This is a genomic window from Qipengyuania pelagi (assembly GCF_009827295.1).
GTDB lineage: Bacteria > Pseudomonadota > Alphaproteobacteria > Sphingomonadales > Sphingomonadaceae > Qipengyuania > Qipengyuania pelagi.
Genome location: NZ_WTYD01000001.1, coordinates 1640778 through 1659452, shown reverse-complemented (window position 1 = coordinate 1659452; position 18675 = coordinate 1640778). Strand labels below are relative to the sequence as shown.

General features: G+C 65.9%; 15 protein-coding genes and 1 tRNA gene. All 16 read left to right on the top strand.

The features are described from left to right. Positions 1-5: 5 nt before the first annotated feature. The 16 genes from mraY to obgE all read left to right on the top strand — a co-directional run bounded on the left by mraY (position 6) and on the right by obgE (position 18632). Positions 6-1076, top strand: coding sequence for a phospho-N-acetylmuramoyl-pentapeptide-transferase (gene mraY / locus GRI47_RS08250; RefSeq protein WP_160660789.1), 1071 nt, complete (start codon positions 6-8; stop codon positions 1074-1076). Further along, positions 1073-2356: a UDP-N-acetylmuramoyl-L-alanine--D-glutamate ligase gene (gene murD, locus GRI47_RS08245; protein ID WP_160660788.1), complete on the top strand. Its 1284-nt coding sequence runs from the start codon at positions 1073-1075 to the stop codon at positions 2354-2356. The genes mraY and murD overlap by 4 nt, the downstream gene beginning before the upstream one ends. A 2-nt stretch (positions 2357-2358) precedes the next feature. Further along, positions 2359-3621, top strand: a complete 1263-nt coding sequence (locus GRI47_RS08240) for an FtsW/RodA/SpoVE family cell cycle protein (RefSeq protein WP_160660787.1) — start codon at positions 2359-2361, stop codon at positions 3619-3621. Positions 3622-3686: 65 nt separating this feature from the next. Continuing rightward, positions 3687-4841, top strand: a complete 1155-nt coding sequence (murG, locus tag GRI47_RS08235; protein WP_160661378.1) for an undecaprenyldiphospho-muramoylpentapeptide beta-N-acetylglucosaminyltransferase — start codon at positions 3687-3689, stop codon at positions 4839-4841. Further along, the gene (gene murC, locus GRI47_RS08230; protein ID WP_160660786.1) at positions 4838-6259 is read left to right on the top strand and encodes a UDP-N-acetylmuramate--L-alanine ligase; all 1422 of its coding nucleotides are present in this window, start codon (positions 4838-4840) and stop codon (positions 6257-6259) included. The genes murG and murC overlap by 4 nt, the downstream gene beginning before the upstream one ends. A 77-nt stretch (positions 6260-6336) precedes the next feature. After that, complete coding sequence (gene murB / locus GRI47_RS08225) at positions 6337-7218, top strand: UDP-N-acetylmuramate dehydrogenase (RefSeq protein WP_337190685.1); 882 nt, start codon at positions 6337-6339, stop codon at positions 7216-7218. Next, complete coding sequence (locus tag GRI47_RS08220; protein WP_160660784.1) at positions 7215-8186, top strand: D-alanine--D-alanine ligase; 972 nt, start codon at positions 7215-7217, stop codon at positions 8184-8186. Before murB ends, GRI47_RS08220 begins: the two co-directional genes overlap by 4 nt. Beyond that, the gene (locus GRI47_RS08215) at positions 8179-9105 is read left to right on the top strand and encodes a cell division protein FtsQ/DivIB (RefSeq protein WP_160660783.1); all 927 of its coding nucleotides are present in this window, start codon (positions 8179-8181) and stop codon (positions 9103-9105) included. The genes GRI47_RS08220 and GRI47_RS08215 overlap by 8 nt, the downstream gene beginning before the upstream one ends. Further along, a complete protein-coding gene (gene ftsA / locus GRI47_RS08210) occupies positions 9105-10385 on the top strand; it encodes a cell division protein FtsA (protein ID WP_160660782.1) in 1281 nt (426 codons plus the stop codon). Before GRI47_RS08215 ends, ftsA begins: the two co-directional genes overlap by 1 nt. Before the next feature lie 140 nt (positions 10386-10525). Then, positions 10526-12319, top strand: coding sequence for a cell division protein FtsZ (gene ftsZ, locus GRI47_RS08205; RefSeq protein ID WP_160660781.1), 1794 nt, complete (start codon positions 10526-10528; stop codon positions 12317-12319). Between the two features lie 152 nt (positions 12320-12471). Next, a complete protein-coding gene (locus GRI47_RS08200; protein WP_160660780.1) occupies positions 12472-14298 on the top strand; it encodes an SPOR domain-containing protein in 1827 nt (608 codons plus the stop codon). A gap of 168 nt (positions 14299-14466) precedes the next feature. After that, positions 14467-14967 (top strand): type III secretion system chaperone family protein, encoded by a 501-nt coding sequence (locus GRI47_RS08195; RefSeq protein WP_160661377.1) that lies wholly within the window; start codon positions 14467-14469, stop codon positions 14965-14967. 162 nt (positions 14968-15129) lie between these two features. Continuing rightward, entirely contained in the window at positions 15130-15873 is a 744-nt protein-coding gene (locus tag GRI47_RS08190) for a Bax inhibitor-1/YccA family protein (protein WP_160660779.1), read from the top strand. A gap of 237 nt (positions 15874-16110) precedes the next feature. Beyond that, positions 16111-17013: a hypothetical protein gene (locus tag GRI47_RS08185; protein ID WP_202387214.1), complete on the top strand. Its 903-nt coding sequence runs from the start codon at positions 16111-16113 to the stop codon at positions 17011-17013. A gap of 84 nt (positions 17014-17097) precedes the next feature. Then, positions 17098-17173 (top strand) — tRNA-Ala (locus GRI47_RS08180). A 397-nt stretch (positions 17174-17570) separates the two neighbouring features. Further along, a complete protein-coding gene (obgE, locus tag GRI47_RS08175) occupies positions 17571-18632 on the top strand; it encodes a GTPase ObgE (RefSeq protein ID WP_160660778.1) in 1062 nt (353 codons plus the stop codon). Positions 18633-18675 lie beyond the last annotated feature (43 nt).

Genomic DNA, 18675 nt, shown 5'->3' with positions numbered 1-18675 from the left:
CGCGCATGCTCTATCTCCTCGCAGAATGGCTCCAGTTCGAAGGACTGCTCAATCTCGTCCGCTATCAAACGGCGCGGGCGGGCGGCGTCCTGTTGACCGCGCTGCTGATCGGGCTCGTCATCGGGCCGCGCATGATCGCCATGCTGCGGGTTCGCCAGGGCAAGGGCCAGCCGATCCGCGAGGACGGCCCGCAAACCCACCTCGCCAAGCGCGGTACGCCGACGATGGGCGGGCTGATGATCCTCGTCGCCATGTCGATCTCGCTCCTGTTGTGGATGGACCTCAGCAATCCCTTCATCTGGGCCTGCCTCGCCGTGACCGCCGGGTTCGGCCTGATCGGTTTCATGGACGATTACGACAAGGTCACGAAGAAGAGCCATAAGGGCGTGTCGGGCAAGACGCGCCTCGCACTCGAATTCGCGGTGGCGGGCATCGCCAGCTGGATCGTGGTCGGCCAGATCAACACCTTCCTCTACGTCCCGTTCTTCAACAATCTCGGCATCGAACTGGGCTGGTTCTATTACGTCTTCGCCGCCTTCGTGATCGTGGGCGCGGGCAATGCCGTCAATCTGACCGACGGGCTGGACGGTCTCGCCACCATGCCGGTGATCATTGCGGCGGGCACCTTCGCGCTCATCGCCTACCTCGTGGGGCGCGTCGACTATTCGAGCTATCTCGGCATTCCGCATGTTCCCGGCGCGGGCGAGTTGGCGATTTTCTGCGCCGCGATCATGGGCGCGGGCCTTGCCTTCCTGTGGTTCAATGCGCCGCCTGCCGCGGTCTTCATGGGCGATACCGGATCGCTGGCCTTGGGCGGGGCCTTGGGAGCGATCGCGGTGGCGACGCATCACGAGGTCGTGCTGGCGGTCGTCGGCGGTTTGTTCGTGTTCGAGGCTCTGTCGGTCATCATCCAGGTGTTCTGGTTCAAGCGGACGGGCAGGCGCGTCTTCCGCATGGCGCCGATCCACCACCATTTCGAACAATTGGGCTGGAGCGAGAGCAAGGTCGTGATCCGCTTCTGGATCGTCGCGATCGTGCTTGCGATCCTCGGTCTGGCGACGTTGAAGCTGCGGTGATCCTGAATCCGGCCTGGAAGGGCAGGCGCTATGCCGTGCTCGGCCTCGCCCGCTCGGGAAAGGCCACGGTCGAAGCGCTGCTGGCGAGCGGGGCCGAAGTGCTGGCCTGGGACGATCGCGCCGAGGCGCGCGAGCCGTTCGCGGGCCGCGCCGCGCTCGCCGACCCGCTGGAGGCGGACCTGACCGGATATGACGGCGTGGTGGTCAGCCCCGGCGTCCCGCTCAACACCCACCCGATCAAGCCCCATGCCGACAGTTTCGGGGTTCCGGTGATCGGAGACATCGAACTGTTCGCGCAGGCGCGGGGGGCTCTCCCGCCGCACAAGGTCGTCGGCATCACCGGCACCAACGGGAAAAGCACCACGACCGCATTGGTCCACCATATCCTGAAGACCGCGGGCGTCCCCACCACGATGGGCGGCAATATCGGCCTGCCGATCCTGGAGCAGGAGCCTTTGCCCGAAGGCGGGGTCTATGTGCTGGAGCTGTCGAGCTACCAGATCGACCTGACCTATTCGCTCGATTGCGACGTGGCGGTGCTTTTGAACATCACGCCGGATCATCTGGATCGGTATGAGAGTTTCGAGGCTTACGCGGCGAGCAAGGCGCGACTGTTCGAGATGCAATCGCCCCATCGTCTCGCTGTCGTGGATTATCGCGCCGAAGCCGACGAAGATGTGCTCCAAAACGCAGAAGACCCACTCATTCTATTTATTGATGACATCGAGTTAGGCGATGCGACTGATTGGCCTGTACTTCGTGGACCTCATAATCTCCAGAATGCAGCAGCGGCATGGGCGGTATGCAGCGACCTTGGCCTGACGAAAGATCAAATTGACCAAGCTTTAGTTAGCTACCCCGGCCTGCCCCACCGCATGGAGCACGTCGCCGAAATTGACGGCGTCGCCTACGTCAACGACAGCAAGGGCACCAACACCGCCGCCTCCGCACCTGCGCTGGCGGCGTTCGAGAACATCCACTGGATCGTCGGCGGGCTCGCCAAGGAACCGGGATTGGGCGAGTGCGAGGCCGAATTGCCGCACGTGAAGGCCGCTTACACCATCGGCAAGGCCGGGCCTGCCTTCGCCGAGCTGCTTGAGGGCCGCGTGCCGGTGACGCGCAGCGAAACGCTCGAGCGGGCAGTGCGCGATGCTGCGGCTGCGGCGCAGGCAGGCGACACCGTCCTGCTCTCCCCCGCCTGTGCCAGCTTCGACCAGTTCCGCGATTTCGAGCAGCGCGGCGAGGCGTTCCGCACGGCTGTCGGCGAGCTTGGCGCGTGAACATGCAGCGTCCCTATGTGCCCGGCGCCGCCCGACCCGGAATGCGTCGGCCCGGCCAGAAGCTCTCGCGCTGGACAGAGTTGACGATCTGGTGGCGTGAGATCGACCGGGTGCTGCTCGGCCTGATCCTCGCGCTGATGGCGTTCGGCACCGTCGCAGTCGCCGCCGCCTCGCCCGCCAGCGCGGATCGACTCTCGACCGCGACCGAAACGCTCGACCCGCTCTATTTCTTCTACCGCCACCTTGCCTGGCAGGCGATCGGGATCGGCGTGATGATCGCCATCAGCATGGTCAGCCGCGAAAACGCGCGGCGCGGCGGTCTCCTGCTCGCCGCCGCTATGCTCGGCGCCCTCTTCCTCGTTCCGATCGTCGGTGCGGAGGTCAACGGGGCGCGGCGCTGGCTCGATTTCGGAATGCGCTTCCAGCCGTCCGAATTCCTGAAGCCTGCCTTCGCGATCGCGATCGCCTGGATCCTGTCCTGGAAGATGCGCGATCCGAATCTTCCGGTGATCGCCCTGTCGGCAGCGGCGCTCGCCCTCGTCGCCGCGCTTTTGATGATGCAGCCCAATCTCGGCGACACGATCCTGTTTTTCGGCGCGTGGTTCGTGCTCGTCCTGCTGGCAGGCGTGCCGGTGCAGCGGATGGGCGCTCTGGTCGGGATCGGCGGGGCGGCGATGGTCGCGACCTATTTCCTCTACGACAATGCCCGCCACCGCATCGACAGTTTCATGGGCGGCGGCACCGCCTTCGACCAGGTCGATCTCGCCGAGCGCACCCTGCTCGCGGGCGGCTGGACGGGCAGCGGATACGGGCTGGGCCTTCGAAAGATGAACCTGCCCGAAGCGCATACCGACTACATATTCTCGGTCATCGGGGAAGAATTCGGCCTCATCGTTTGCGCTCTCGTCGTGATCGTTTATCTCGCCATCGTGGCGCGCGTTCTGATGAAGCTGATCGACGAGGATGATCTGTTTGCCCTGCTGGCCGGGGCGGGCCTCATCACGCTGTTCGCGGGCCAGGCCTTTATCAACATCCTCGTGAATTTGCAGCTGTTCCCGTCGAAGGGGATGACCCTGCCGCTCATTAGCTATGGCGGCTCGTCCACGATCGCCCTGTGCCTCGAAGTCGGGCTGCTGCTCGCGATCACGCGGCGAAACCCCTTCCTCAAGCGCGAGACGCGCGGGCTGGTCGACGTGATCGGCTGGAACGAGCGCCGCGCGCCGAAGAAACAGAGCGATGCGATCCGGCGGGAAATCTATCCGTGAGCAAGCCTGAAAACACCCATGCCGCGCGCCACTTCGTCCTCGCCGCCGGGGGCACGGGGGGCCATATGCTGCCCGCTTTCGCGCTGGCGACCGAGCTGGAGCGGCGCGGCCATCACGTCGCGCTAATTACGGACGAACGCGGCGCGCAGATTCCCGGTCGCCCGGATTTCCTGACCATGCACGTTCTGCCCGCCGGGCGCTTCGGCAAGAACCCGCTGAAATGGATCGCGGGCGCGAAGGCGGTCTGGGAAGGGCGGAACATGGCGATCCGCCTGTTCGAAAGCTTCCAGCCGAGCGCGGTGGTGGGCTTCGGCGGCTATCCCGCCTTTCCGGCGCTGTGGGCGGCAACCGCAATGGGTATCCCCAGCGTGGTCCATGAACAGAACGCAGTGCTGGGCCGGGTCAATCGCCTGCTGGCGGGCAAGGTCGACGCCATCGCCACCGCCTATCCCCAGATCGAGCGGCTGAAGCCGAAACATTCCGGCAAGGTCCATCTCGTCGGCAATCCGGTGCGCGCGGAGGTTCTGGCCCTGCGCGAAGAGGAGTTTCCCGCACTAGGCGAGGAAGGGTTGTTCCGCGTGCTCGTCACCGGCGGAAGCCAAGGCGCGCGCGTCCTGTCCGAAGTTGTGCCCGATGGGCTCGCCATGTTGCCGCCTGCGCTGCGCCAGAGGTTGCAGGTAACGCAGCAATGCCGCCCCGAAGATCTTGACGCGGTCCGCACGCGCTATTCCAGCCATGAAATCCCCGCCGAACTCGGCACTTATTTCGAGAACATGGCCGGACGGCTTGCCGATGCGCATCTCTTCATCGGGCGCGCGGGCGCGTCCACCATCGCGGAGCTGACCGCAGTCGGTCGCCCTGCGATCCTGATCCCGCTGCCCATCGCGACCGACGATCACCAGACCGCGAACACGCGCGAAATGGTCAAGGCGGGCGGCGCGCGCATGGTCCGGCAGGACCAGTTCACCGCCAAGGAACTCGCCAAGCAGATCAAGGCCATCGCCGACAGCCCCGAAGGCCTGGGCAAGGCAGCCCATGCGGCCTTCAATTGCGGGCGCCCCAATGCGGTTCAGGACCTCGCCGATCTCGTCGAAAGCTTCGGTGGGGCGGAGATGATGGACGTCATCCGCGTCGGCGCGAACAATGCGCGCGGCGCTTCCCAAGGCGTGGCCGTGGGGCAGCGCGCGGCGCGCGAGATACGGGAAAGGCTGAAGCGATGAGAGGTGTGCCCACCGATATCGGCACCATCCATTTCGTCGGCATCGGCGGGATCGGTATGTCCGGCATTGCCGAGGTCATGGCCAATCTCGGCTACAGCGTGCAGGGTTCCGACATCAAGGAAAGCGCGGTGGTCGATCGCCTGCGTTCGCGCGGGGTCAGGATCATGATCGGCCATGCGGCGGAAAACGTCATGGATGCCGCGGTCGTGGTCACCTCGACCGCGGTGAAGCGCACCAATCCCGAAGTCGCCTATGCGCTCGAAAACCGCATCCCCGTGGTGCGCCGGGCGGAGATGCTGGCCGAACTGATGCGCCTCAAATCCACCGTCGCGGTGGCGGGCACGCATGGCAAGACGACGACGACCAGCATGATCGCGGCGCTGCTCGATTGCGGCAATGTCGACCCGACCGTCATCAATGGCGGCATCATCGAACAATACGGCTCGAACGCGCGGCTGGGCGACAGCGACTGGATGGTGGTCGAAGCGGATGAGAGCGACGGCAGCTTCCTGCGTCTCGACGGGACGATTGCGGTCGTCACCAATATCGATCCCGAACATCTCGACCATTATGGCGATTTCGACGGGGTGAAGGACGCCTTCGTGGAATTCATCCACAACGTCCCGTTCTACGGGGCGGCGATCCTGTGCATCGACCACCCTGAAGTGCAGGCCGTGATCGGCAAGGTGCGCGATCGCAACGTCGTGACTTACGGCTTCAATCTCCAGGCCGATATCTGCGGCGTCAATGTCCGGCCCGATGCGGGCGGGAACAGTTTCGACGTGATCGTCAGGCGGCGCGGGCAGGAAGATCGCCGGATCGAAGGCGTGCGCCTGCCCATGCCGGGGCGCCACAACGTCCAGAACGCGCTCGCTGCTATTGCAGTGGCGATCGAGATGAAATGCCCTGACGAGGTGATCTGCAACGGTTTCGCCAGCTTCGGCGGGGTCAGGCGCCGCTTCACCAAAACGGGCGAGGTTCCGGTCGGTGACGGCAAGGCGACGATCATCGACGATTACGGCCATCACCCGGTCGAAATCCGCGCTGTGCTGGGCGCCGCGCGGGAAGCGACGCAGGGCCGCGTCATCGCTGTGGTCCAGCCCCACCGCTACACCCGCCTCCGCGACCTGATGGACGATTTCCAGAGCGCCTTCAACGAAGCGGACGAGGTCTTCGTCACCCCCGTCTACGAAGCGGGCGAGGAACCGATCGAGGGCGTCAGTTCGCTTACCCTCGTCGAAGGCCTCAAATCGCGCGGCCATCGTGCCGCTGCCAGCGTCGCCGATATGGACGAACTGGTCGCCGTCTTGGGCGCCGAATTGAAGCCTGACGATCTCATCGTCTGTCTGGGCGCGGGCGACATCACACGCTGGGCCGCCGAACTGCCCGATGCGCTCGAGAAGGAACGCGCGCGGTGACCCAGCCCGACGATGTCTGGAACTGGGATAGCGGCGAGGCGCCCGATTGCGAGGTCGAAGGCGGGGTCCGCGCGCCGATCTCGACCAGCGGCCTGCGCGGTCGCCTCACCCATGATGCGCCGCTCGCCAAGCTGGTCTGGTTCAAGTCCGGCGGCCATGCGGACTGGCTGTTCGAACCGGCCGATCTCGACGATCTGATCCTGTTTCTCGAGCGGCTCGACGGCGCGCTGCCGATCATGCCCTTGGGGCTGGGCTCAAACCTGATCGTGCGCGATGGCGGCGTGCCGGGCGTGGTCATCAAGCTCGGCAAGCCCTTCGCGGGGATCGAAGTGGACGGGATGACCCTCACCTGCGGGGCCGGGGCACATGGCATTCTGGTCGCCAGCGCGGCGCGCGATGCGGGCGTGGCGGGCATGGAATTCATGCGCGGCATTCCCGGCACGGTCGGTGGCTTCGTGCGGATGAATGGCGGCGCCTATGGGCGCGAGGTCGCGGATGTTCTGATCGACTGCGATGTCGTCATGCAGGATGGGAATCTGATGCGGCTCACCAAGCGCGAGCTTGCTTACAGCTATCGCCATTCGGCGCTGCACGACAATTCCGTGGTGGTCTCTGCGCGCTTCGAAGGCGAACCCGGCGATCCCGAAGCGATCGGCGCGGAGATGGACCGGATCGCCGAAGCGCGCGAGAATTCGCAGCCGCTACGCACCAAGACGGGCGGCTCCACCTTCAAGAACCCGCCGGGCGAAAAGGCCTGGGCGCTGGTCGACAAGGCGGGATGCCGAGGCATGACGATCGGCGGCGCGCAGGTGAGCGAGAAGCACACCAATTTCCTCATCAACACCGGCGATGCCACCAGCGCGGATATCGAGACGCTGGGCGAAGAGGTGAAGCGGCGCGTGTACGAAAATTCGGGCGTGGAGCTGGAATGGGAAATCCGCCGGGTGGGACGGCCATGAGCCTCGATCGCACACTCCACGTCGCCGTGCTGATGGGCGGCTGGGCGAATGAACGGCCGGTCTCGCTGATGTCGGGCGAAGGTGTCGCCAAGGCGCTGGAAGAGCGCGGGCATCGCGTCACGCGGATCGACATGGACCGCACGGTTGCCGCGCGTATCGCGGAGGCTGCGCCCGATGTCGTCTTCAACGCGCTCCATGGCGTTCCGGGCGAGGATGGCACGGTTCAGGGGATGCTGGACCTGATGGGCGTGCCCTATACGCATTCGGGCCTCGCCACCTCGGTCATCGCGATCGACAAGCAGCTGACCAAGCAGGCGCTGGTGCCCCACGGCGTGCCCATGCCCGGCGGGCGGATCGTCAAGAGCGCGGACCTGTTCGAGCGCGATCCGCTGCCGCGCCCCTACGTCCTGAAGCCGGTGAACGAAGGCAGTTCGGTCGGCGTCGCAATCGTGACCGAGGGCGGGAATTACGGCCACCCGATCGCGCCCGATGCCAAGGGGCCGTGGCAGGATTTCGCCGAATTGCTCGCCGAACCTTATATCAAGGGGCGCGAGATGACATCGGCGGTGGTCGATTTCGCCGATGGCCCGCGCGCGCTCGCGGTGACGGAGCTGAAGCCGAAAAGCGGCTTCTACGATTTCGACGCCAAATACACTGATGGGATGACCGACCATATCTGTCCGGCGGAGATCCCCGAGAACATCCGCGACCTCTGCCTGGAGATCGCGCTGAAGGCGCACAAGCTGCTCGGATGCCGGGGCACCAGCCGGACCGATTTCCGCTGGGACGAGGAACAGGGCGAAGAAGGGCTGTTCGTCCTCGAAACCAACACCCAGCCGGGCATGACGCCGCTCAGCCTCGTGCCCGAACAGGCGCGCCATGCGGGCATGGACTATGGCGAGCTGGTCGAGACGATCATCGCCGCAGCGCTGCGTGATTTCGCTCAGAAGGCCGCCGCCGATGGCTAAGGTCAAGCGCACTACCCAGGGCGTCCGCCGCTCCGCCGCCGCGCGCAACCGGACGCAGAAGACGCGCGCGGCCAAGAAACACACGGTCGGCCTGTTCGACCAGATGCTTGCGCTGCTCCCCTTCACGGACGAGCAATTGCACAAGGCTTTCGTCGCCGCGATCCTGGCGCTGGCGCTTGCCGCCGCCTGGTTCGTCGCCAGCCTCGCCGGATTGCCCGCGCTCGCCAATGCGCGGCTGGCCGAGGCCGCGTCCGACGCCGGGTTCGAAGTGCGCCGGGTCAAGGTAACCGGCGTCGAGCGGATGAACGAGCTGACCGTCTACGAACGCGCGCTTGCCATGCGCGATCAGCCGATGCCGCTGGTCGATCTCGACGCGCTGCGCCAGCGCCTGCTCGAACTGAGTTGGGTCAAGGATGCGCGCGTCTCCCGCCAGCTCCCCGACACGCTGATCGTCGATATCGTCGAGCGCGAGGAGCACGCCGTTCTCGCGCGGCCCGACCGTCTGGTGTTGGTCGACGCCGAGGGGCACGAGCTCGAACCGATCAGCAGGACCGATGCCAAGGGCAAGCTCACCATCGCCGGTCCGGGCGCGCAGAAGCAGGTCGGCGAACTCGACCTGTTGCTCGATGCCGCACCGGCCCTGAAACCGCAGGTCGATCAGGCCGAATGGGTCGGCAATCGCCGCTGGAATCTGACCTTCAAAACTGGACAGATGCTCGCCCTTCCCGAAGGCGAGGATCAGGCGGCGAGCGCGCTGGTCTCCTTCGCCAAGCTGGACGGGCATTACCGGCTGTTGGGCGGCAAGGTCGTGGCGGTCGATATGCGGGTGCCCGAACAGGCCTATTTCCGGTGTACCGGGGGGCCGTGCAGCATGAACGGGCTGGAGCAGCAGGCAGCCGCCGCAGGAGCGCAGAACTGATGGCCGGGCCCCGCATCACGCGGGCCTATGGCGCGGTAAACATCGGCTCCTTCCGCATCTCGGCCATGATCATGGGACAGGACGAGAACGGCGCGATGGTGGTGCTGGGGTCCAGCCACCGCAAGTCCGAAGGCGTCAAGCGCGGCTACGTCACCGAAATGCGCGCCGCCAGCCTCGCCATTCGCCAGGCGCTCGAAAAGGCCGAGGCGAGTGCGGGCACCAGCGTGTCGAGCGTGTGGATCGGCTGTGCGGGTGCGGGCCTGTCGAGCCACATCGCCAGCGTCGAGATCGCGATCGGCGGGCGGCGGATCGAAGAAGACGATATCGAGCACCTGCTCTACGCCGCGCGCGATCATATCCAGCCCGACGGGCGGATGGTCCTGCACGCGCAGCCCGCGCATTACACGCTTGATGGGGCGCACGGCGTCGCCAATCCGGCGGGCCTCCATGCCGAGGCGCTGGGCGTCGATATCCATGTGACGGTGGCAGAAGGCGCGCCGGTCAGGAATCTGATCGAGGCGGTCCAGACCGCGCATCTCGATGTCGAGGCGGTGGTCGCCAGCCCACTCGCCAGCGCCTCTGCCTGCGTCACGCCGGAAGAGCGCGAGCTGGGCGTGGCGCTGATCGAGATCGGGGCGCAGGTCACCAATATCTCGGTGCATTCAGCGGGGATGTTGCTGGGGCTCAAATCGATCCCGATCGGCTCCAACGACATCACGGACGCGCTTGCCTCCAGCTTCGGCATCCGCCGCAGCCAGGCGGAGCGGCTGAAATGCGTGTCCGGCTCCGCCATGGCCAGCCCGACCGACCATTCCGAGATGATCCCGGTCAACGCGCCGGGCGAGGAAGGCGAAGGGCCGCTGGCGCGCGGCGCGGATGAGCACAACCGCATTTCCCGCGCCGAACTGGTCGCGGTCGTCACCGATCGGTTGGCGCACCTCACCGGAGAGATGCACCGCGCGCTGAAGGACATGGGTTTCACCGGCAGTCGTGGCGGCCAGGTGGTGCTGGCTGGCGGCGGCGCGGAGCTTCACGGGATCGCGGAATTCGTCCAGGCCGCGCTGGGCCGCCCTGTGCGGATCGGCAAGCCGCCGCGCCTCCAGGGCCTGCCCGAAGCGCACGCGACGCCCGGCTTCGCCTCGCTGGTGGGATTGTGCCTTTATGCCGCGGACGATCCGGTCGATATCCGCTCGGTCGATCCGGGCTATCAGCCGACCCGCCGCTATTCGGGGTTCGGCCTCGTCAACAGGGTGTTCCAGGCGGTTCGGGAGTATTTCTAGGCACTACTGCACGAACCAGCCGTTGGTCGGGCGAAGGCTTTGTGGAAAAGGCGATTAAGCCTTTGCAACGCCGAATCGGAATGTGGCACACTGCTTGCCAGCAAATTTAGGGCGAAGCGTCTTCGCCGGAGGACTATCGAATGAGCATCAATATCGGCCCCGCCACCTCGGACGATCTGCGTCCCCGCATCACCGTGATCGGCGTGGGCGGCGCCGGGGGCAATGCCATCGCCAATATGATGGAAGCCCAGATCGAAGGCGTCGACTTTATCGTGGCGAACACCGATGCGCAGGCGCTGAGCAATGCGGCGGCGGAAAAGCGCATCCAGCTGGGCCCGGACATCACGGGCGGCCTTGGTGCGGGCGCGCGTCCCGAAGTGGGTAAGGCCGCAGCCGAAGAAACGGTCGAGGATATCGAGCATGCGCTCGAAGGCGTGAACATGTGCTTCATCGCCGCGGGTATGGGTGGGGGCACCGGCACGGGCGCCGCGCCCGTCATCGCCGAAGCCGCGCGCAAGAAGGGCGTGCTGACCGTGGGCGTGGTGACCAAGCCGTTCCTGTTCGAAGGCACGCGCCGGATGCGCGCCGCCGAAGCGGGCATCGACGAGCTTCAGAAGCATGTCGACACGCTGATCGTCATCCCCAACCAGAACCTCTTCCTCGTCGCCAAGGCGGAAACGACCTTCAAGGAAGCCTTCGAACTCGCCGACGAGGTGCTGCAGCAGGGCGTGCGCTCCATCACCGACCTGATGGTGATGCCGGGCCTCATCAATCTGGACTTCGCCGACGTGCGCTCGGTCATGAGCGAGATGGGCAAGGCGATGATGGGCACGGGCGAGGGTGAGGGCGACAATCGCGCACTCGAAGCCGCCGAACGTGCCATCGCCAACCCGCTGCTCGACGGGGTCAGCATGGCGGGTGCCAAGGGCGTCATCATCTCGATTATCGGCGGCGAAGACATGAAGCTTCTCGAAGTCGATGAGGCGGCGAACCACATTCGCGAGCTTGTCGACGAGGATGCCAACATCATCTGGGGTTCCGCGTTCAATCCCGACCTCGACGGCAAGATCCGCGTCTCGGTGGTTGCAACCGGGATCGAGCATGACGGACAGGCGATGCCGGCCCAGTCGCGCGGCTTCACAATGTCGGAATCGCGCGCGCCCAAGCGTCCCGCGCTCGAGCTGCCGCGCCAGGGCGAGGAAGACAGCGAGCCGTTCGAACTGAGCGAAGGGCTTTCCGCCGATCTCGACGAGGCGCAAGCCGCGGCTTCGGCCCCCGCTCCGTCTCCCGCGCCGCGTCCGTCTGCCGAGAGCGAGCCGATGGAACTGACCTCGGACGATTTCGCCGAGACGGAACGGGCCGAACCGCGCCAGCCTGTTGCGACCTATTCGGACTTCGACGAGGATGAGGGCGAGGATGTCGACGACATCGTCGATCCGCTGGCTGGCTTGCGCAACGAGCACACTGAACGCTTCGATCGCGTCAGCGAGGATTCGCTTGCAGCACCCGCCGACAGCCGCTCGCTCGAAACCGACATGGAAGACGAAGGCTGGGGTCGCGATACCGGTCGGCGGCCCACGCTCGACCTTTCGCAGGATGATCGCGGTGCCGATCGCGGGCGCAACGCGTCGCAGGACGAGCTTCAGCTCGGAAACGACCAGATGGCGGCCGATTCGCGCAATCCCCTCCAGTCCAAGCCGGCCCGTACTGCGGACGCCAAGACCGGGTCCGAAGAGGGCGGCCGGGGCGGCGCGCGTCCCGCTGGCGGTTCTGGGGGCGGCAGCGGATCGGGCAGCACCCTGTTCGAGCGGATGGCCAATCTTTCGCGCGGCAGCGCGCCGCGTCCGGCCGATGATCGCGACGACGGGGACGATGACGATACCGGCGGCGCGCTCAATATTCCGCGTTTCCTCGGTCGGCAGAACAATCAGTAACAGCCGGCTCATCGCGGCGATGCGCGATCCGGTTCAGGCTATGGCCAGACCCGGTCCGCCATCGTCGTGACTGCAACGATAGGAAGGCGCGGGCGCCGGACGCTCGCCGAGGACGGAGCGCTGGTTTGCGACATCTGAAGCGATTATCCCTTGTGAGTGCGTCGATCGCGGGACTGATCGCCGCATCCACGGCTTTGCCCGCTTCCGTCTCCGCCCAAGCCGTCGTCCAGCCCCTTCCGCCTCGCGCGGCGGGGGATCTCAACGATGCGTTGCGCCGTCTCGCTCGCTCGCCGCGCGATCTGGGCGCTCTGCTCGATGCGGGCGAAGCTTCGCTGGCGGTCGGCGATCTCGATGCTGCGATCGGGTTCTTCGCGCGCGGACAGGATGTGGCGCCCGAGAATGGCCGCGTCATGCTCGGCCTCGCACGCTGCTTCACTCTTCAGCGCCGCCCGATCGAAGCCTTGCGTCTGTTCGCGGAAGCCGAACAGGTTGGCATCGCCGAATCCGAGATGGCCGCCGATCGCGGTCTCGCCTTCGATCTGGTGGGTGACAATTCCAGCGCGCAGGCCCTCTATCGCGCGGCGCTGGCGCAGGGCAACGATCCCGAAACCCGCCGTCGCCTGGCTCTCAGCCTCGCCATGACCGGGCAGAGGAAGGAGTTCGAAGCGACACTGCTTCCTTTGCTCCAAAGCGAGGATCGCTCGGCCTTCCGCGCGCGGGCTTTCGGTCTCGCCATTCTGGGCGACGCGGACGACGCGGTGAGCATCGCCGAAGCTTTGATGCCTACGGATCTGGCGCTGCGCATGGCTCCCTATCTCCGGTACATGCCGCGCCTCACCCGCGCGCAACAGGCAGCGGCGGCCAATCTCGGCGCGTTCCCGCGCGCGAACGAGATCGGGCGCGACGATCCGGCGATCGCAAGCTACGGCCCTTCGGAAAGCCGCATCGCGCGCGGGCCGGACGCGGCTCTAGCTCCCAGCGGTGTCACCATGGGCGCGAGTGCGAATGCGGGGACAGGTGCCGCCACCGCTCCGGTCGCGACGCCCACGCCCGCGCCGACTCCCCAGCGCCAGACACGCCAGCAGCGCCGTCAGGCGGAGCGCACCGCGCGAAACACCGCCGCTTCGGACCCGCTGGCGCGCACGCTGGCTCGGTCCAGTTCGGCTGCGACGACACAATCTGCGGTTGCGGCACCCCCGCCAGTGCCCGCTCCCTTTGCCGAGCCGGCACCAGCACCAGCACCGGCACCAGCACCGGCACCAGCACCGGCACCAGCGCCGACGCAAGTCGCTGTCGCGCAGCCGACCGCGCCCGCGATCCAGCTGGAACTCCCGCCTTCCAGCGATCAGACGCCAAGCGCACCCGCAACAGAGGCACCGGCCCGGGTCGTGCGGATCGACCCGTCTCCTATCACGACATCCGCCGAAATCGTTGCAGCCGCGCCGGTCAGAGAAGAACCTGTCCAGGTCGCTGCCTTGAGCGTACCGACCGTCACGAGCCCCGCTCCCTCGATGGCCGCGCCAGTCGAACCCACGCCCGATCCCGAGCCTTCGCAGAGCGTGGCCGATGCGTTCGCGGCCTTTGCCGCCGCGCAGCCCGTGACCGCGCCCCGGCCCGGCACGGCAGTCGATATCACCACCATCACCCCTCCACGCGAGCGGGCCGCACCGCCGCCCCCTCCGCCCGAGGCGAAGCCGAAGCCCCCGGCCAACCCTTCGCGCCACTATGTCCAGATCGCCACCGGGCGTGATCGCGATGCGCTGAAATTCGACTGGCGACGCATTGCGCGCAAGGCCGATTCGCTCCTCGACGGAAAGGGGCCGTTCGTGACCAAATGGGTCGAGGCCAACCGCCTGCTCGCCGGTCCCTATCCCAGCGCGGCTGCGGCGCGCGAGGTGATGAACAAGCTGAAGGCGCTGGAGATCGACAGCTTCACCTTCACCAGCGATCCCGGCCAGGCGATCGACAAGCTCGACTGACGCGACCGATTGCGACCCATTATCGGGCGGTCGCAGCGCTTGTGCACAGCGTTTGCACAGGCGTTTCAGCGGGATCGCCGGTTCTCCCCAGCAGTGGCGAGCGGTCCGATTGCCAAGCGCCCTGCGGCTTCGGCATTGAGCCGGAATGCAAAGGATGGGATCGGGTCGATGAGGGCGGTTGAGGATTACGCGAACGACGACGACGCGGCGCCGCTGGACATGCTGGCGGCGCTGTTCGAAGCGCGCGGCTGGCCGTGTTCGGTCCGGGGGCACGAGGTCAGCGGCGAGGTGCGCGGAAGCTGGGCGAAATATCAGGTGAAGGGCATCTGGCGTGCCGACGATCGCGTCCTTCAGATCCTTTGCCTGCCCGAAGTGCGGGTGCCCGACGACAAGCTCGGTGCCGCCTACGAATTGCTCGGCACGATCAACGAGCAGCTGTGGCTCGGCCATTTCGACATCTGGTCGAATGGCGGTGTTCTCCTTTATCGCAACGCCACCATGCTGGGGGACGACGGCACGCTGGGTCTCTCGCAGGCGCAGGCGCTTGTCGAGATCGCGGTGGAGGAATGCGATCGCTTCTATCCCGCCTTCCAATTCGTGTTGTGGGGCGGAAAGTCGCCAGCGGACGCGCTGGAAGCCGCTATGGTCGATCCCGCCGGGGAGGCCTGACGAGCCCCGTTTCCCGGCGGCGCCCGGCGCGTGTCACCGTTAACCAAAACGCGGGCGAAATGGGCCGGTTTTACTTGAAATTCGGGCGAGGGAGCCCGATATTGCCGGTATCCGCGAGAGAGCGCATCGGGCGCAGCCATCGCATCAAGGAGAGATATCAAAATGGCCGATTGGAACGACACCGGACGACGGCAGACGGGCTTCAGCTCTGTTCCGCGCGCTGGCGATGCCGTGGCCCGTCGCGAAACGTTTGATGCGGGCCTGCGCTCGCACATGCTTTCCATCTACAATTACATGGCGAGCGGTGTGCTGCTCACGGGCATCGTGGCGATGCTGACCTATCAGTCGGGCCTGGCGGTGAATTTCGCCAGCGGACCGCTGATGTGGATCGTCGCGCTGTCGCCGCTGGCCTTCGTGATGGCGATGAGCTTCGGCCTGAACAAGATGAGCCGCGGGACTTTGCAGATCCTGTTCTGGGCTTTCGCGACCGTCATGGGCCTGTCCCTGTCCACGATCTTCCTGCGCTTCACGGGCGAATCGATCGCGGCGACCTTCTTTGCGACGGCGGGTGCCTTCGCGGGTCTCAGCCTGTTCGGCTACACGACCAAGAAGGACCTGTCCGGCATGGGAACCTTCCTGGTCATGGGCGTGATCGGCTTGCTCATCGCGATGGTCATCAACATGTTCCTCGGGTCGAGCACTCTGGGTCTGGTGATCAGTTTCCTTGGCGTGCTGATCTTCGCGGGTCTTACCGCCTACGACACGCAGCGTCTGAAGCGGGAATACGAGTATCTGCGCGGCACCGAATTCGTCGGCAAGGCCGTGATCATGGGCGCGCTGAGCCTCTATCTCGACTTCATCAATATGTTCATGTTCCTGCTGCAATTCATGGGCAACCGCGAATAGGTTGCCGGGACAGTCCGCTGCCTCGCGGGGAGCGGACTGTCGCACACAGGACTCAGTTCATCGTGCCCGGAGCGCTTCGCGCGTTCCGGGCATTTTCTTTATCCTCAAGCGCTTGTATCGCTATCGGCTTCAGCCCGCGTTCAATCGGAACGCGCAAAAGGCTGAGCTCAAGAGTTTTTCAAACGGGAGGGACGCCTGGCTATGCGCCACGCAACCAAGTCGCAGCTACGCTTTGTCATGATGACGGCCGGTGTCGTCGGGCTCGCCGCCTGCGCCACGCCGGAACCGCCGCCGCCGCCTCCGCCTCCGCCGCCGCCTCCCCCTGTCGAGGTCATTCCCTTGCGGCCGCTGCCGCCCGGTGGCGCGGCCTATGTCATGGAGATCCCCGGGAAAGACGTGCTGGGACAGCGTCAGACGGTGAACCGCAATCTGACCGATGACGAGCGGATCTGGTATTTTCGGTCTGCCTGGAACGTCGCCGCGCTCAACTGCCTGGGGCCGCGCTACGAACCGATCGTTCAGGGCTACAGCGCCTACATCCAGGACAATGCGCGCGATCTGAAGCGGGTCAACGACCGCATCGATGCCGAATATCGCAAGGAATTCCGCGACCGGCGCGAGGCGATCATGGCGCGCGAGACGGAGATGACTTCCGTTTACAACTTCTTCGCCCTGCCTCCCGCGCGGGCCAATTTCTGCCAGACCGCGCTCGACATCTCGAACCGCGCGCTGGCGACGACGGATATGGATCCGCAAGGTTTCGCGGCGGCGAATTTCGCCCTGTTCGAACAGCCTTTCGATACGTTTTTCGCCGCCTATGAGGCCTACGAACGCGAATCAGCCGCCTGGGATGCCCAGTATGGCGAGCGCTACGGCCAGTCGCAGCCCGGCTATGTCGCCGTGCAGCAGGCCCGCGCCGCGCGCGCCCCGGTCATCACGCTCGACGGCGTGGGAGAGACTCTGTCCACCCCCGCCGCCGAACAGACCAGGGTCATCGATCCCGATACCGGTGCGCCGATTCCGGTCGTCCCCGTGGACGAAACGCGCACGTCGCAGCCGGTGGTTCAGCCAATCCCCAACGATGCGGGCGAGGACGACACGCCCCAGGGGACGGCTCAGGCGACAGGGACAGCGAATTAGGCTTTGCACCGCGCGCGGCTTTCGCTAAAGCGCGCGCTCCGCCGGGCGGCGAGTTCACTTTTCGCCCGGCGATCGACCTGGAACGGGGCCGTAGCTCAGTTGGGAGAGCGCGTCGTTCGCAATGACGAGGTCAGCGGTTCGATCCCGCTCGGCTCCACCAGGTAAATTTTCGGCGAAAATTTCCATGGGTTCCTGTTTGCGTTCACGCCTCCGCGTGAACGTCCTCGGTGCTGTTCCCTTCGCTTTGCTGCGGGGCGGGCGCGTGCCCTTGCGGTCCGCTGGTCGCGGACCGATCCTCCGACCAAAAAGGCTTGGTGGCGGAGTACGGACCCGAAGGGTCCGCAAGGGCGACCGCCCGCCCGCAGCGCCGTTAGGCGCGAGGACATCGCATCCCGGATGGGATGCGGAGAATAAAAACCCTCGGACCCGAAGGGTCCGCAAGGGCGACCGCCCGCCCGCAGCGCCGTCAGGCGCGAGGACATCGCGCGCCGGAGGCGTGCGCAAACAAACAACCCCGAGCGGTAGCGCAAGCGTGCAAAAAGCACTAACTGCGCCAAATGCACTTTCTTGATCAGGCAAAGATATACATCCGCTCGGGCGGGGGCGGGCCCGGAGCGGTCTCGTTCCGGCGGGAGAAATACGTCGAATATGGCGGGCCCGATGGCGGCAATGGCGGCAAGGGCGGCGATGTCATCTTCGAAGCGGTGGCGGGGCTCAATACGCTGATCGACTTCCGCTATTCGCAGCACTTCAAGGCGCTGCGCGGATCGCATGGCATGGGCAAGGACCGGACGGGGGCGGGCGCGCCCGATCTCGTGATCGAGGTTCCGGTCGGCACGCAGGTTCTGTCGGAGGACAAGGAAGAGGTCCTCGCCGACTTTACCGAGGTCGGGCAGCGCGTGGTCTTCCTCGAAGGCGGCATGGGCGGGCGTGGAAATGCCAGCTACAAGACCAGCACCAATCGCGCACCGCGCCAGCACCAGCCGGGCATTCCGGGCGAGGAGATGTGGGTGTGGCTGCGGCTGAAGCTGCTCGCCGATGTCGGCCTGTTGGGCCTGCCCAATGCGGGCAAGTCCACCTTCATCAATCAGGTCTCCAACGCGAACGCCAAGGTGGGGCATTACGCTTTCACCACTTTGGTCCCGAAGCTCGGCGTGGTGCGCCACAAGGGGCGCGAATTCGTGTTGGCGGACATCCCCGGCCTGATCGAGGGCGCCGCCGATGGTGCGGGCATCGGCGATCGGTTCCTGGGCCATATCGAGCGTTGCCGCGTGCTGATCCACCTCGTCGATATCGCGGGCGACGATCCGGCGGCGGCGATGCAGACGGTCAACGCCGAACTCGAAGCCTATGACGAGGATCTCGCCGACAAGCCCCAGCTGATCGCGCTCAACAAGGTCGATCTCGCCGATCAGGAGCTGGCCGAAGGCTTCGCCGCCGAATTGCGCGAAGCGGGCGCGGATCGCGTCTTCGTGATTTCGGGAGCGAGCGGGGAGGGGATCGAGGAATTGCTCGACGCCGTGCTCGCCCATCTTCCCGACCGCACCTCGACCGAGACGAAGGGCAGCGAGGTCGAGGATGTCGAGGGCGATGGGGCCGGTGAGTGGTCACCGCTCTGAACCACATTCGGCACGCTGCCGAGAGGACATGAGGGCAGGCTGC